The organism is Streptomyces chattanoogensis, assembly GCF_001294335.1.
In the GTDB taxonomy this organism is placed as follows: Bacteria; Actinomycetota; Actinomycetes; order Streptomycetales; family Streptomycetaceae; genus Streptomyces; species Streptomyces chattanoogensis.
The window spans coordinates 22261-37195 of sequence record NZ_LGKG01000101.1 but is presented as its reverse complement, the minus strand read 5'-3'; the positions used below and the strand labels follow the sequence as shown (position 1 = coordinate 37195).

General features: G+C 66.8%; 14 protein-coding genes and 1 pseudogene. 5 read left to right on the top strand and 10 right to left on the bottom strand.

Annotated features, from left to right (window positions below):
* The first annotated feature begins 48 nt into the window (after positions 1 to 48).
* Together ADL29_RS11895 and ADL29_RS11890 are read left to right on the top strand one after the other, a co-directional pair.
* Positions 49 to 978: a peptidoglycan-binding domain-containing protein gene (locus tag ADL29_RS11895; RefSeq protein ID WP_053923637.1), complete on the top strand. Its 930-nt coding sequence runs from the start codon at positions 49 to 51 to the stop codon at positions 976 to 978.
* Between the two features lie 166 nt (positions 979 to 1144).
* Entirely contained in the window at positions 1145 to 3169 is a 2025-nt protein-coding gene (locus ADL29_RS11890) for a trypsin-like serine peptidase (protein WP_053923636.1), read from the top strand.
* A gap of 67 nt (positions 3170 to 3236) precedes the next feature.
* Here the strand turns inward: ADL29_RS11890 and ADL29_RS40790 are convergent.
* Positions 3237 to 3431 (bottom strand): annotated as a pseudogene (locus ADL29_RS40790) (cupin domain-containing protein); the annotation flags it as partial.
* 190 nt (positions 3432 to 3621) lie between these two features.
* Here ADL29_RS40790 and ADL29_RS43420 point away from each other — a divergent pair.
* Together ADL29_RS43420 and ADL29_RS11875 are read left to right on the top strand one after the other, a co-directional pair.
* Positions 3622 to 3948 (top strand): hypothetical protein, encoded by a 327-nt coding sequence (locus tag ADL29_RS43420; protein ID WP_157878468.1) that lies wholly within the window; start codon positions 3622 to 3624, stop codon positions 3946 to 3948.
* A 403-nt stretch (positions 3949 to 4351) separates the two neighbouring features.
* A complete protein-coding gene (locus ADL29_RS11875; protein ID WP_053923633.1) occupies positions 4352 to 4960 on the top strand; it encodes a metallopeptidase domain-containing protein in 609 nt (202 codons plus the stop codon).
* Here ADL29_RS11875 and ADL29_RS11870 read toward each other — a convergent pair.
* Together ADL29_RS11870 and ADL29_RS11865 are read right to left on the bottom strand one after the other, a co-directional pair.
* Positions 4951 to 5616, bottom strand: coding sequence for a pyridoxamine 5'-phosphate oxidase family protein (locus ADL29_RS11870; protein WP_053923632.1), 666 nt, complete (start codon positions 5614 to 5616; stop codon positions 4951 to 4953). The two genes, ADL29_RS11875 and ADL29_RS11870, sit on opposite strands and share 10 nt — an antisense overlap.
* 565 nt (positions 5617 to 6181) lie before the next feature.
* On the bottom strand, positions 6182 to 7093 hold the full coding sequence (locus tag ADL29_RS11865) for a LysR family transcriptional regulator (RefSeq protein ID WP_053923631.1): 912 nt from the start codon (positions 7091 to 7093) through the stop codon (positions 6182 to 6184).
* A gap of 118 nt (positions 7094 to 7211) precedes the next feature.
* Here ADL29_RS11865 and ADL29_RS11860 point away from each other — a divergent pair, with 118 nt between their 5' ends.
* Positions 7212 to 7562 carry a DoxX family protein gene (locus ADL29_RS11860; RefSeq protein WP_053923630.1) on the top strand — a complete coding sequence of 117 codons (351 nt, stop codon included), beginning with the start codon at positions 7212 to 7214 and terminating at the stop codon, positions 7560 to 7562.
* A 279-nt stretch (positions 7563 to 7841) separates the two neighbouring features.
* Here ADL29_RS11860 and ADL29_RS11855 read toward each other — a convergent pair whose 3' ends face one another.
* From ADL29_RS11855 to ADL29_RS11825, 7 genes are all read right to left on the bottom strand, one after another.
* The gene (locus tag ADL29_RS11855; protein ID WP_157878467.1) at positions 7842 to 8075 is read right to left on the bottom strand and encodes a hypothetical protein; all 234 of its coding nucleotides are present in this window, start codon (positions 8073 to 8075) and stop codon (positions 7842 to 7844) included.
* A gap of 86 nt (positions 8076 to 8161) precedes the next feature.
* Entirely contained in the window at positions 8162 to 9154 is a 993-nt protein-coding gene (locus ADL29_RS11850; protein WP_053923628.1) for a helix-turn-helix domain-containing protein, read from the bottom strand.
* 544 nt (positions 9155 to 9698) lie between these two features.
* The gene (locus tag ADL29_RS11845; RefSeq protein WP_078970918.1) at positions 9699 to 11120 is read right to left on the bottom strand and encodes a methylaspartate mutase; all 1422 of its coding nucleotides are present in this window, start codon (positions 11118 to 11120) and stop codon (positions 9699 to 9701) included.
* A complete protein-coding gene (locus ADL29_RS11840) occupies positions 11117 to 11551 on the bottom strand; it encodes a cobalamin B12-binding domain-containing protein (RefSeq protein WP_053923627.1) in 435 nt (144 codons plus the stop codon). Before ADL29_RS11840 ends, ADL29_RS11845 begins: the two co-directional genes overlap by 4 nt.
* A gap of 1 nt (position 11552) precedes the next feature.
* Positions 11553 to 13481: a non-ribosomal peptide synthetase gene (locus ADL29_RS11835; protein ID WP_078970917.1), complete on the bottom strand. Its 1929-nt coding sequence runs from the start codon at positions 13479 to 13481 to the stop codon at positions 11553 to 11555.
* A 117-nt stretch (positions 13482 to 13598) separates the two neighbouring features.
* On the bottom strand, positions 13599 to 14549 hold the full coding sequence (locus tag ADL29_RS11830) for a TauD/TfdA family dioxygenase (RefSeq protein WP_342671150.1): 951 nt from the start codon (positions 14547 to 14549) through the stop codon (positions 13599 to 13601).
* An 81-nt stretch (positions 14550 to 14630) separates the two neighbouring features.
* A complete protein-coding gene (locus tag ADL29_RS11825) occupies positions 14631 to 14849 on the bottom strand; it encodes an MbtH family protein (protein WP_053923624.1) in 219 nt (72 codons plus the stop codon).
* Positions 14850 to 14935 lie beyond the last annotated feature (86 nt).

Sequence of the window (14935 nt, the reverse complement as noted above, 5' to 3'; positions counted from 1 at the left end):
GCGTGAGGAAAGCTCCCAGGTCGGCTATCGGACTGAAGAGAGCCAGACATGCACCAGAGCGTTCAAAATGCATTCATCCCGTTCAGTGAGCCACTGGAAGGCCGTGTCCGGTTCATGTACCTGGACGTCAAAAGCCTGGTCTCCACTGGAGTGGGAAACCTGCTCGACGCCGACGATGCCAGCCACTTCGGCACCAACCCACACCCGCTCCCCGACATTTTCACCTTGCCTTGGTTCGATAAGACCACGCACGCGACAGCCAGTCACACCGAAATAGAGGCCGAATATCAAACGGTCAAATTCAGCGGAACAGCCTTCGCCACACTGACTCAGAAAGAAGCCATCACACGGCTGCGCATCACTGACTCGACGATTGATGAGCTGATATCCAGCAAGCTGGACAGTTTCGAGACATCCCTGCGAACTCGGGCACCGTTCGCCAACCTCGACGAGTGGCCTGCTGACGGACAGCTCGGCCTGCTCAGCATGGCGTGGGCCTTGGGCCCTCTTTTCAAGTTCCCCTTGTTCCAGGCCGCCGCAGCGACCGAGGAATGGCTGACCATGGCGCGGGAGTGCAAGATGACGGAGGCCGGAAACCCCGGGGTCATCCCACGGAACGTCCGCAACGGACTGCTCTTCACCCTCGCCGGCTGGATGGCCGCACCACCACCAGGCGACTTCACTCAGCTGGTTTTCGACCCCTCACAGAAGCTCGATGCAAACATGCGGTCCGGCAATTTTCCCATCCCAGTAAACTTGACCATCGGACTGCAGACCGCCCTGGAGGCACTTGACTTCAGCCCAAACGGACTCGACGGAGTTTTCGGCCCCGGTACGCGGTCAGCCCTGGTTTCGTTCCAAAGCGCCAGCGGACTCACACAGACACCAACGGCACAGAACATCGACGACGTCCCCCAGGAGACGGTTGACGCCATGGTCACCCAGCTGGACAACCTGGGGATAAGCTCCTTCCCCTGAAATGATCATTTCCGGGGAAGGATGGCGTGACGAGCATCCACTGTTACCCACTCGGCGTTTACTCCGTCACATTCCCAGAATTCACCTCACTTGGTGCGTCACGAGTCCCTGTGCTTGCCCCTGGAACGCAGGCACACTCGACGAGGCAATGAAGATGGTGGCTCCCATGCCAGCAACACAGCGAACACTCAAGGAATTCGAGACGCAAGCCAAGGCCGCCGCCCGTCGATACCACGAGACGAGTACCGAGCGGCAGGCCACACAGCGGGACCTGGATGCCGGGGTGAAGTTCCCGGATTCGCCGGAGGCCATCGCCGCCCGCGCAACACGGCTGCTCGACCGGAGCGGAGTTCCCCCCGCGGCTGCCGTGGCGAAGCTTTACGCAGAGCCGTTGGATATGCCCGGTACGAATGAGCGCATCATTGGGGTGTCCAACGAACTGCAGGCCTGGAGCTTCCTGCCACGCGGCGTCCGAGTCGCCGGCACCGTCGCGCGGATCTCGGTACGCGACAACGGCCGCGAGCTGCCACAGGGCACCGGCTTCCTGGTGTCGCCCCGTCTGCTGATGACCAACCACCACGTGCTGCCCGACGAAGCAACCGCTCAAAACTGCTTCGTAGAGTTCAATGCCCAGGTCACCATCGACAACACGCCCGATCAAACGGCCCGGATCGAACTCGACCCCAGCGCATTCTTCATAGCGGACGAGCGGCTCGACTTCGCCCTCGTTCAGCTCGCCAACACCACCGGCGCCCCCACGCCGGGCGAGAAGTTCGGCTGGAACAAGCTGAGTGTCCAACAGGGCACACTGGTTCTCGGCGAAGCGGTGAACATCATCGGGCACCCAAACGGCCGCTTCAAGGAAATCGCCATCCGGGACAACGGTCTCCTGGTACGTCTGGATGACTACCTCCACTACAAGACCGACACCGAGCCTGGCAATTCCGGGTCTCCGGTCTTCAATGACCAATGGGAAGTGGTGGCGCTGCACCACCTCGGGGTGCCGAAAACAGACGGCCAGGGACGAATCCTGCGCAAGGATGGCCAGCTCTGGCGGCGTGAGGACGGTGACAACGCCGTCGAGTACATCTCGAACGAAGGTATCCGCATCAGTTCGATCCTGAAGCGCCTCGCGGCGCTTGAGCTCAATCCTGCACGCCGTGCGGTCCTGGCTGAGATGGGTTCGGACTCCGGGCTCCAGCAGAAGGCCGTCGTCGCCCAGCCGACCCGGGCAGCGGCTCCACCTGTTGCCCCACGACCTGCACGTGAGGGAGTGGACCGTACCGGCCTGCGCGCCCGGAGCACTGCCTTCGGCGGCACGCGGCACCTGGTCTTCCTGCACGGCAGGAGCCAGCAGAACAAAGACCCCGAGGCGCTTCGCCGCAACTGGACCGCTGGGCTGAATCACGGACTCACCCGCGCCGGAATCGCTCCGATCGACCCAGCGGATGCCTGGTTCCCTTACTACGGCGACAGGTTGATGGACGCCCTGGAGCGGAACGAAGCCGTCCCGCGCCATTTCGAGGAACTGACCACCGGGGCCACTGCGGAAGCGTTCGCACCCGCCGGTACCGCCAGAGACACCTACGAGCAACTCATCGCCGAGGCTGCCGCAAAGGCAGACATGCCGCGGGATGGTCTGCTTGCCACCGAGGGGTTCGGGAGCAAGCTGGTTGGTGCCCTCCAGGGACAGCTGAGCTGGCTGGCAGCCAAGACCGATCTGGATGAATGGGTCATTGCCACGATCCTCAGCGATGTCGCCGCGTACCTCGACAATCAGCACGTCCGCCAAGCAGTCCTGGACTGTGTGCTGGAGACGACGCCGTCCTCCGGCAATCTCGTCCTGGTCACTCACAGCCTCGGCACCGTCGTCGGCATGGACCTCATCCGCAAGCTTCCGGAAGAGCTGGCGGTTGATCTGCTCGTCACGGTCGGCAGCCCACTGGGCATGAATGCCGTCTACGACCGGCTGCTGGTCCCCGGAGCCAAACGCCCCGAACGGGTCACCGACTGGTTCAACGCTTGGTGCCCGACGGATACCGTCACCGTCGGCTGCCCGCTCGGAGACACCTGGGGCAAGCTGACCGAAGTAGCCGTCGCCAACGCGCGCGACCGGGCGCACGACATCCAGGAGTACCTCGCTCACCCGGAGGTAGCCGCCGGAGTCGGGCGTGCAATCGGCCCGGCGTAACCGATCCACGTATGTGGCCAAGGCTTCCCCTCGGCACTGGGGGCGGCAGAGCGATACGAAGATGCAACAGTGTGCACCCCGTCTCCGACCGCGGAACGTGCCAGGAGCCTGCCGGCGCGTGGGGGAAGGATCCCGCCGGGTGATCGCCGAAGCCGTCGTTGAAGAGACCCGAGACCACATAGACCTCCTCCGGCCCCGGCTCGTGTACATCCCGCCGCGATCACGAGGCGCGCGGGTCGATCTCCAGCACCTGGGCCAGCGCTAGCAGCTCGTGGTGGGTGCTGGTTTCGAGGCGGCAGGCAATCTGACGGCGGTCGGTCCGGTCGGGGCAGTTTACGTCGAGCACTTCAACGCCCTGGGTCAGCAGGTAGCGGGAGAGGGCCGCCCCGAAGGAGCCGGCGCCCACGGAAGCCACATGCGCATCCCTGTGTTTTTCCACTCCGATGCCCCCCGTGAGCCGGGCGCTCACGGAAGTCGGCCAGCACACTGCGAGGGAAGCCTGGATCGTCCAGCGCCATGGCCAAGGCGTACACGAGATCGATGTGGCAGCGCACCACCTCGGCCGCCTGACGGCCCGACAGGTCCAGCAGGAACTGCGGACGCTTCAAATGGCGCCGGACGACTCGGAGTTGGGGCGGCTGCTTGCGTGGGCCGCCCTTCCCGATGAATTCGACGAGATTCTGCGCGGACCGAGCGCGCTGGACGGCGTTTCGCCTCACATCCGGATTCCCCATTACCGCGACAGAGACAGCAGATTGTCATGCCTGCATCACGCATAGCGGGCACTCTTCCCCTCACGGAGGCACACCCCTCCCCACGGAGGAACGCCTCTCCCCCCGCGGCGGCAACACCATGAAATCCTCACACGCATGGCGGCGCCCGCGCGTCACGGTGCCCGTACTCGCCTTGTCCGCCGCCCTGCTCGCCTTGCTCGCCCTGGCCATCGTCCCCGCCAGTCCCCCCACGGGTCCAACGAAAGCACCTCGGCGTGTGCGCTCCAGGGCACGACCGGTTACACCGACGAGGGCCAGAACACCGACTACAACCGGTTCCAGAAGCCGGAGGGCACCAAGCGTGTGGGCGTGATCTACGTGGACTTCCCCGACGCCGTCGGGACCACCACGCCTCTCGACCGCTATGACGACCAGATATCCGGCGCCGACGACTACGCACCGGGTATACGTGAAGGACGCGCTCGCCGGTGCCGCCGACGCAGGCCTCAACCTCGCCGACTCTGACATGTTCTACATCGTGCCGACCAGCACCGCGGACGCGATCACCCACACCCCCACCTGGGTCCAGAACCCCGCCACCCCGACGCAGATCTGGAACAAGGCGACGAACGCCTGGGTGACGATCAAGCGGGCGGTGACCTTCGGACAGGACGTGTGGAACTGGGGCTACAAGGTCGCCGACCACGAGACCGGCCACACCTTCGGCCTGCCCGACCTCTACGCCTTCAACGGCGAACAGCACCAGTACGTCGGCGGCTGGGACGTCATGGGCAAGGTCAGCGGCCATGCCCCGCAGTTCCTCGGCTGGCACGCGTGGAAGTTCGGCTGGATCAACGACAACCAGGTTTCCTGCCTGGACACGAACGACACGTACTCCACCACCCTGAACGGGGTGGAGCACGGGGGCGACGGCTACAAACTGGCGGTGATCCAGAGCAGCGACACCACGGCCTACGTCGCCGAGTCCCGCAAGGCCACCGGAAGCCCCCTGCCGCAGCCGCTGCGGGCCGTGGAGAGCCGGCCGTCGAGGAGGGACTCGGTCCGAATTCACTCGTAACGCAGGCGCAGCGACTCCCGTTCGGCCTCCTCGATCTGGTCGACGGTCAGGCCCGGCAGGTTGAGCTGGGCCAGCGTCACCTCGGCGCTGGTCGGCTGGGCGTCGGCAGGCACCCAGTTCTTCGGTTGCCAGGCGTTGGCGCGTATCAGCGACTTCGGGCAGTGCGGATAGACCTGCTCAACATGGACCACCAGCGCAGTCACCGGCGGTTTGCCAACGGGAGTGAGTTGGGCGAGCAGCTCCGGGCGCGCCGAGACGCAGGCGCGGCCATTGACGCGCAGCGTGGTCGGGCGGCCGGGGATGAGGAAGAGCAGGCCGACGCGTCCGGTCTCCAGCACGTTGTGCATGGTGTCGAGCCGTTTGTTGCCGGTCGCGTCGGGGATCGCCAAGGTTCGCTCGTCCAGCACCGAGACGAATCCGGCCGGGCCGCCGCGCGGCGTCACGTCCGCCCGGCCCTCGGCGTCCGCACTGCCGATGAACACCAGCGAGGAGCAGCCAATCAGCGCCCGAGTCTCCTCGGTCAGGCGGTCGATCTCCTTGCGGAGCGCGTTCGTGTTCGGCTGCGGGTAGAGCTCGCGCAGCTGGTCCGGGCTGGTGAGGGCGTCCGCCCGGAGGGAGTCGAAGAGCAAGCCGGTGGTCCCCGTGTCGATCGTCATACGGACGACCCTAGAAGACGACCGAGGCAGTTCGCGGGTCAGCGCGTGATCTCGCCCGCGTTGACCGGTCGCTGCTCCCCGAAGCAGTCGGACGAACGTGTCGGGGTGATGCCTGTCCGTACGAGGCGGATCTCGGCGAGCGGGCACCGTCAGGGGCAGCACGGCGTCCACCTCGGCCTGCTGCTGTGCCGGGCCGAGGAGAGTCCGGCCGGCTCGTCGGCCGGCACCCTGGCGGGGGCAGGGGTCAGCGCGGGTGAAGCCGGCCATGTCGTCCGACCTGACCATTCTGTGAGGAGTTCTTTGACGAACCTGGCTACCTGGCTGTCCTGCTCTTACCTCGCCCCGGAGCCAGGAGTCTGTCCCGCGCCCGACCGCCATGAGCCCCGGCGACTCCGGCCCCACTCCGCGCCCTGGCGCGCGGGCGGCCAAAGTGGATCTTGGACGTGGGACGATCTCGGTTCTTGGCACGCGGAAATCCGACGGAGGCACAGTGGGCCCGCCTGGAGCCGCTGCTGCCCAAGGGTAACGAGCGCGGTCTGTTGGGCAGTCGGCACCGACTGTGTGATCAGACGGTGGTCTCCTCCGGGCGGGGTCTGTTGTCCAGGCAGCAGCGGACGAAGTCCTGAACGATGGGATGGGTGTCGTCGGCGGGGGCCCAGGCGACGCCCACCTGACTGGGGCTGACGCCGCTGACGGGGCGGTAGACGACGCCGGGGCGGGCGTAGAAGCGGGCGGCGGATGCGGGGGCGAGGGCGATGCCATAGCCATTGGCGATTGCGCTGAGCCAGTCGTCCGGCAGGTCGGTGACGGCGCCGATGCGGACCGGGTGGCCGTCGCGTTCGTCGGTGGCCAGCCAGTGGTCCCGCCACCAGCCTGACTCGGGCGGGGCGGCCACGAACGGTTCATCCCACAGATCGTGGAAGGCGATCAGGTCGCAGGGTGCCAATGGGTGTCCCGTGGGGAGAGCGACCCAGCGGGGCTCAGTGAACAACACCGTCGTCCGCAGGGCGTCCTGGCCGGGGAAGGGCAGCCGCAGCAGGGCGACGTCGACGTCCCCCTCGGCAAGTCCGGCGCTCGGATTCGACCAGGCAGCCTGCCGCATGTCCGCCCGCCAGCCCGGTCGGCGCCGTGCGAAGTCCGCGATGATGCGAGGGGTCGCCTCGTTGGCAGCACTGGCCAGGAAGCCGACCTGCAGCACGCAGGCTGCCCGGCCGGCCGCGCTCCTGGTCTCCCGCAGCGCCTGGTCCCAGTCCGCCAGCAGGCCGGGCACTCGCTCTGCCAGGGCCCGGCCCGGCTCGGTGAGGGCCATGCCGGTGCGGGACCGGCTGAACAGCCGCACTCCGAGCTGGGTCTCCAACTGCTTGATCTGCTTGGTGAGCGCCGGCTGGGACACGAACAGTCGTTCCGCGGCACGGGTGAGGGTCCCCTCCTCCGCCACGGCGACGAAGTAGCGCAACAGCCGGGTGTCCACATCCATGCCGTCAGGTTATGGGTGCAGGTATTGGCCACCGCTCCCAGGGCTCGGGATGCTTGTCGTAGCGATCGGCGACGGCCCGCCCACGCCCCGCCATGTAGTCAACTGAGAGGTGAGGCAGATGTTCACCGCCTACGTGATCATCACCGTCATCACGGTCACGGCCAACGCGGGGATCGCCGTGGCTGACTGTGCGAGCGCCAGGTTCGTCCTCGCCAACTCGGCCGAGGTCGGTCTTCCGCAGTCCTGGCTCCCTTGGCTCGCCGCGCTCAAGGCCGCGGGAGCTGCCGGGCTCCTGCTCGGGCTCCTGGGCGTCCGGTCCATCGGCATCGCCGCCGCGACGGGGCTCGTCCTGTTCTTCATCGGCGCCATCGCCGCGCACCTCCGTGCCCGCGTTTACCGCACCATCGCGTTTCCCGGCGGCTACCTGGGTCTGGCCGCTGCGTCCCTCGTCCTCGCCGCCGCGCGATAGACGTCACAGCGCCGCCCAGAGGCAACAGCCGCGGCCCCAGCCGGAGTCGGCGACGACCGAACTGCCTGCCGACAGCGAGACCGTCTCGGGCTACACCCGCCGGCCAGTCACATGACCGGAGCCACGGCGCTCGATCACCTACAACCTTGATCGACTTTCGCAACAGGCCTTGGCCGAGGTTCGGTGTCATGCCGTGTGCCGTGTGCCGTGTCACCGAGCAGCGCGATCCGGCCTTCGGCGAAGGCGGGTGAGTTTCATCGGTGGCATGTCGGTTGAAGCCTACTGGCACCGGCCGGGGGTGCCGGAACTCGTCGAGCGTCTCGGCAAAGGCCGGAAGACCACCGCTGCGCGGAACTCACCGAACGTGGCGTCGTCATTGACGGCGACGGCGGAAGCACTCTGCTTGGTCTTCTTGTAGCTCCACCAGCCACTGTCGGTGAGCCAGGCCGGGTTGGCGAAGGCCAGACCGCGGACGAGGGTGTCCCAGACATTGGCGGCACCGAGTTTGGCCAAGTACATCGACCTGCGATGCAACACGTCATCGCAAGCCATACCGTCGGAAGTCGTTGGTGCAGCGTTCGCAGTCCTCGGCAATGAGTTCACGCGGTCGACCCGGGGCCGAGAAGGGCTTGGTGCCGGTAATCCCTGGGCGTCATGCCGTAGGCAGTACGGAAGGCGCGCGAGAAGTCACTGGCGCGTGTGAAGCCCCAGCGGGCGGCGATGACATGGATGGCGGTGGAGCACATTGCGGGGTCGGCAATGTCGCGGCGGGCATGTTCCAGGCGCTGGCGGCGAATCCAGGCCGCGATGGTCTCGTGCTCGTTCTGGAAGAGGCGATGCAGGTAGCTGGTGGAGATGTGGTGTGCGGCGGCGATCGCTTGCGGGGTCAACCGTGGGTCGTGCAGGTTCCGCTGGACGTAGGCCCGAATGCGCAGTACCAAGGTCCGACTACGGGTTTCCGGCGCAAGGGTTCGGTCTGCGTCCAGAACGTGGGCGAACAGTGCGGACAGCAGGTCGACCACGATTGTTCCCAGACGTGGGGCATCGGATGGCTGGTAGGGGCTGGTGTCCGCCGTGAGCTGGGTAAGGAACTGCACCAGCAGGCCGCCGACCCCTTCCCGCCCGGACATGCTGCGGGCATAGAGTTGGTCCAACTTGTTCCGCGGCAGGTGCAGTTGTGCCCTGGGGACTTCGATCCCGATGCCCGAGAACAAATCGGGTCCGTTGGCGCAGTTGACTTCGACTGCCCGTGAGCTGTCGTGGACCCGTATGTCGTAGGGTCCGTAGACGGCCTTCTCGTCGGCCCAAGCGACTTGATTGGTCCCCTTCAGCGGGATCCCGATGTGGTAGTGCTCGGGATCGGACTGGAGGATGTGCTTGGGAATCCGGCGATAGCCCAGGGCATGGTGGGTCGCGGGCCAGACCTGAATCGCGCCGAGCTCCAGAACTCGCTGGTGTGCCCAGAAATCCGCCGCGTGGTCGCTATAAAGGTCCAGCGGTACATCGGTGGTTCGGCCGATACGCTCGCACCAAAAGCCGAACCGGTCCCCACGAGATAGGCCATCAGTTCGAAATTCAGTTTCGTTCAGCATCCCGTCTCCTGCATCCCGTGGTGGTCCAGCACCGTCTGGACGAGACCGCCGCCCCGCGTATGCCCGGCGCCCGCCGACGATTACAGCGGCCGACTGGTCGTGGCGGACAGCGCCATTGGTCCACGCCAGAAGGATCGCGCGGTTCAAAATATCGCGGTTTCCGTGGTCAAGCCGGACGATCAGCGCGATGCTCTGCTCCCGTACTGGTCTTCCTGGGCGTGCAGGGACGTCTCCTTCCGATGACGCGATTCAGCACTCGGAGCGACGGAGCGTCAACATCAATCCGACGTCCCACCGTGAGCGGCAGCTCACGAACATGCGCTCGGTCTACCCGTCGGAGCGGGAAGCCCCCGGCGAAGGTCGGACAGTACGTCTGCTTCGCCAGGTCGTGTCGCCTCAGGTGTCGAGCGCCGCGGTGGTGGCTTGACCTGCGGCTTCAAGTTCGCAGTAGCGGGTATGCGCGGGCGAGAGCGATGCGGCCGGAGGCCCGACGGCAGGCAGGGCCGACGCGCTTGGCACCCAGCGGCCTCCTAGGACCAGCCCGTCACGAGCCAATCGGCTGCCCGGGCAGCCCCCCGGATGCGCACCGCGGCATCGCCGGCAGGTGCGCAGCGGTCGGGTCCCCCGCCGAGCCCGTCCTGCCGGCGATCGCGTCCCCGTCGTACACCCTGCGTACGTAGGACAAGGCGCCCAGCAACTCGGCCGAGCCGACCTGCCTGGCATCGCTCGATTCGACGATGCCGCCCAACGGCAGGGAGCCGATGTCCGCCCATCTGATACTGCCGGAGTCGTCGAGGTAACTGCGGCAGCGTCCTTGGTTGTCCGGGTGCAGGCAGTACGGGACGTCGAGATATCCGAACCGGAATGCGCGGGTGAGCGCCTTGCCAAGGTCGTCGTCGAGTTCGCGTACCGCCTCGATCAGCCGGAGCGCTTCGAGGTAGGTCTGGGAGTCGCCGGATCCCGGGGCCATGGCGTCCTTGGGCTCGTCCCTGGCCGACCGGTCCCTGGCCCACCGGCCCGTGACCGCGGCTGCGTACTCGAGGGCGGCCACGTTCTCCTCGATGGTGGGAATACGGCTCGATTCCGCCACCGTTTTGACGATCAAGCGTTCCGTACGGGTGGACGCAGCCAGCACGGCGGCCTCTGCGAGCAGTCGATAGGCGCCGTTCGCCGTAGTGGGATAGACACCCATGTATGTGTAGAGCACGACGTGCCACTCCACATCCGGCAGAAAACGGCCGCACAAGCGTCGCAGCGCCGCGATGGCTTCTCTGTTCTGCTCGAGGCTGGGCTGCTGGGCGTAGCTGACCGAGATGCTGTGCAGCCCGTGCTGCCGGAAGAACAGTGCCTCCAAGACACTGATGGCGACCAGCAGGCTCGGCGGGCAGAGCTGTCCCAGCATGCAGCCCCCGAAGGTTTCGAGGTGCGGCCGGACACCGGTTTCGCCGCTGTGTGCCAGGAGGCGGCAGGACGCCTCCCAATTGCGTACGGACTCGGCCAAGGGCGTGCGTCCATAGGGGAGGCAATACGAGACCGGTCCGCCCTCGGTGGCGCTGAGGCCCGCGGCGAGCAGTGAGGTGACGATGTCGAAGGGGGCGGCGGATCCGTGGCGTACCTGCACCGCGAAAGATTCCGACTGGACTCCGGTCAGCACCTCACGTGTGATGGCGGCGTCGTGATGGGCGATGGGGTATCCGTTGAGGCCGATGCCTGCGGTGAGTGCTTCGGCCACCGCACGCAGGTCGCCGACTCGGGTATAGCTGTCGACGGTTAGCGTGCCCGCCGTCGCGGCAGCCGCCGCTTTGGTCGCCAGGAGGCCCGCGCGCATGGTTGCGGGATCGCTGAAGCCCATGCGGGGTTGCACGACGGTGCCGACGGTCCGGTGTCGTTCCCTTATGAAGGAGCCGAAGTCAGGGGGACGCTCTGTCGGAGGCGGATCGGCGGGCAGGGGCCTGCTGCCGGTCATGAGACGACCCTTTCCGACAGGGATGCGATGAAGCGGCAGAAGTCCGTCACGGCGTCCGGGCTGTCGGGGTAGACGGCGTCGAATCCGGCGTCACGCAGGTGGTCGGCATGGTCCGTATCCGCTCCGGAGATGCCCAGCTTTCCGCCGATGACAACCGGCAGTGCGGCGAGGTCCGCCGTCGCGCGGATACGTGTGATCAGGCGTATGCCGTCCTGGTGGCCATGGCCGTTGACGCTGCTGAGGACCAGCAGTCGGGGGCGGTACAGGAGGCATGCCTCGACAATGGCTTCGTCGGGGACGCAAGGGCCCAGGTTGACGGTGGGGTGGCCGAGCTCCTCAACGAGGAGTTGCAGGTAAATCAGGTTCCAGGTATGCGCGTCGGAGGCCGGCCCGGCGATGAGGACCGTGCGCGCGTCTCGTGCTGCCGACATCTCAGGCCGTGATTCCCTTCGTCGCTTCCGTCGTCATTCCCGTCGTAACTCCCGCTGCGTCGAGGAATGTGGCCAGCTCGGCGAGGGATGCGTCGTCGTCGAGCAGCATGCGCAGTGGCACTTCCACGCCGAATCTGGTCTGGCACCAGGCGAGGAGCCGCACGGCGGTGAGCGAGTGTCCGCCGAGGGTGACGAAACCGATCTCGGCCCCGCAGGCCGGGGGCGGGCCCAGCAGGCTCCACCATCTGTCGGTCAGAGTCTCCTCGTCCGGTCGCGATGCCAGCGGGTCCGTGCAGGGAGCCGTGCCAGGATCCGCTCTTCGGCTCACGGTGTCGCGCAGTCTTGCGCGGTCGGCCTTGCCGCTGCGGGTCAGCGGAATCGCGTCGATCCAGTGCACCATGGCCGGAAGGTGGGCACGCGGCAGGTGGTGGGCCAGGAAGGTGCGGAGTTCGGGGGCGGTCGGGTGCTCATGGCTCGGGGTGCGGGCCGGGGCCACCACAGCGGCCAGCTCGAGGTCGCCGTTGGCCGAGTTCCGCGGTACGACGACAGCCTGGCCCACTGCTGGATGCCGGCAGAGGGCGTTCTCGATCTCGGCCGGTTCGATCCGCACACCGCGCACCTTCAGTTGGTCGTCGATGCGGCCCAGGTACTCGAGCTCGCCGCCGACGACGCGGACGAGGTCACCGGTGCGGTAGCGGCGCTCACCATCCAGGTCGGCGAAGGCCGCAGCGGTGGCCTCGGGGCGGCCCGCGTAGCCCAGCGCCACCGGTGTGCCGCCGATCCAGAGTTCCCCTTGCTCTCCTGTGGGCACGGAGCGTCCCTGGTGATCGAGCACGTACAGGTCCGTGTTGTCGATCGGGCGGCCGATGAGGACGGGCTGGTGGGACGGGAGCGGGTTGGGCACCGGCCAGTGCGTGACGTCGATGGCGGCTTCGGTCGGGCCGTAGAGGTTGACCAGGTCGGCCGCGATGGCACGCTGGAATCGCGCGGCCAGTCCGGCAGGCAGGGCCTCGCCGCTGCAGAACACCAGGCGCAGGGAGGAGCAGGCGCGTACGAGGACGGGGTCGGCCAGGGATTCGGCGAGCATCGACGGCACGAAGTGGCAGACCGTCACCCGGTGACGGCGCATGGCGGCGGTCAGTTCGCGGGGATCTCGTTGTCCGCCCTCTGCGAGGTACTGACAGCGGGCACCGGTGATCAGCGGAAGGAAGATCTCCCATCCCGAGACGTCGAAGGTGCAAGGGGTCTTCTGGAGGACGACATCATGCTCGCCCAGTGGGTAAGCACGACGCATCCATGCGAGGCGGTTGCACAGCGCTTCGCCGCCGACCATCACGCCTTTCGGGGTGCCGGTGGAGCCGGAGGTGAACAGGACATAGGCCGGTTGGTCCGCCGGGACAGGCATCAGGGGGCGGACGTCGGTGGAGGGGGGTGGTGTGGGGACAGCGAGCGCCGGCATGCCCAGGAAGGGGGTGGCCGGATCGTCCGGGCAGGCTGTGACCACAGCGGCCGCCTCGGTGTCCTCGAGCATCTGGGTCACCCGTTCGTCCGGCTCGCCCAGAGCAATCGGTACGTACCAGCATCCCGCTTTGAGCACCCCCAGCAAGGCGACGGTCACGTCGACGCTCTTGGCCAGGTGGACCGCCACCGCCGCGCCGCCTCCTCCGGTCGACTCCAGCAGGGCAGCCGCCAGTGCGTCGCTGGCGAGCTCGACCTCCCGGTAGGTCAACGTCCGGCCGTCGTCGGCGCAGGCGATGCGGTCGGGCGTACGTTGCGCCTGTTCGCGTATCAGGCCCTGAATTCCGTACGGGAAGCGCTCGCTGACTTCGGGCCCGGTAAGAGCCGGCGCGGAGAAGACCACACCCGGTGTACTGGTATTCGGTGGTGCGGCGGTGTGGCTGGTCGGGGTGGTGTCTCTGAGGATGTTCACGCGACTGCTGCCTTTCTGAGCGGTGGCCGGGCTAGATCGGCAGCATCGAGCCCGGCCACTTCATGTGAATGCGCCAGGTGCATGGTTCGTGTGCAGGCGCACCCCGTCAGTTCCTTGTCATGGATTCGTCGTCGGTGGCGGATATCCCGGTGTGCAGTCGGCCAGGCGTACCGGATCGCCGAAGATCAGGCCGAGTGTGCGCTCGCCCACAAAGGGTTCGCGGCTGTGTGCCATACGGATGTTGTCGACCAGGAAGAGGTCGCCGACCTGCCATGGTTCGCGAAGCGTCGCCGACTCGTAGACGTCCGCGATGATGCCCACCGTCTCGGCGTCGAGTGGTTCGCCGTCTCCGTAGGATGTGGTGAACGGCAGTCCGTCCGGCCCGAACTGGCCCAGCATGAATGCGCGGACCGCAGGGTCGAGATTCCATTCACTGAGGAAGCCGACCTGGTTGAACCAACAGCGTGCACCGGTGATCGGGTGGTGAATCACCGCAGATCGGCGCTGATGAGTGCGTAGCCGGCCGTCCGCCTGCCATTCGGCCGTGATCCCGTTTGCCCGGCAGTATTCCTCCGCCGTGGTGCGGTCCGCGGCGTTGAACGCCTCCTTCCACGACAGGCCGACCAGGTTGTTGTACGAGCGTGTGAGTGTCCACCCTTCCCGTACGAACCGTTCCACCAGGGGCGCAGGAAGCTCGGCCAGTACCCGCTGTGCATCGGCCACGCCCGTCACACCGCCCTTTTCCGGTGCGGTGAAGCAGCCGATCACCAGCAGTCGGGGGAACTCCAGCGCGTGACTCAGCTCGTGATGCATACACATCGGCTGGTCCGCCGGCCATTCCAGGGAGGAGACGACATCCGCACCGAGCTGCTGCCGACGCGCGAATGCCTCCCGTTCCGGGGCCAGGAGGGTGGTGAGCCGCTCGCCTGCCCGCCGCAACGTGGCCGCGTCGCGTATACCGAGCCCCCGTACCAGAACCGCGCCGTGGCGGAGAACGAGGTCGTCCAGTTCGGTCCGGCGGTCGGCGATCCAGTCCGCGGCGTGTTCGGGCCGGACCGTTTCGGTCACCCTCAGGAGCGCTGGCTTCCCAGGGGCGATCTCTACGTCGAGGCCGGTGGCCGCGGTTGTTCGGTCAAGTGTGGCCATGTGTCAGGCTCCGGTTTCTTCCATGGCCTTGACCAGGCTGGCCGGGCGCATGTCCACCCAGTTCTTCTCTATGTACTCCAGACAGGCGGCGCGGCTGTCCTCCTGCTTTGCGACCGTCCAGCCGGCCGGCACATCGATGAAGGAGGGCCAGAGCGAGTGCTGGCCTTCATCGTTGATCAGGACGAGGTAGGTGCCGTCCGGGTTCTCGAACGGGTTCGTCATAGCTGTTCCTCTTTCCGGGATCCGATTCTGCGGGTTCTTGCTTTCTGGTGTGCGGTGTTGCCGGCCGACTCGCCGAGGCTTGACCA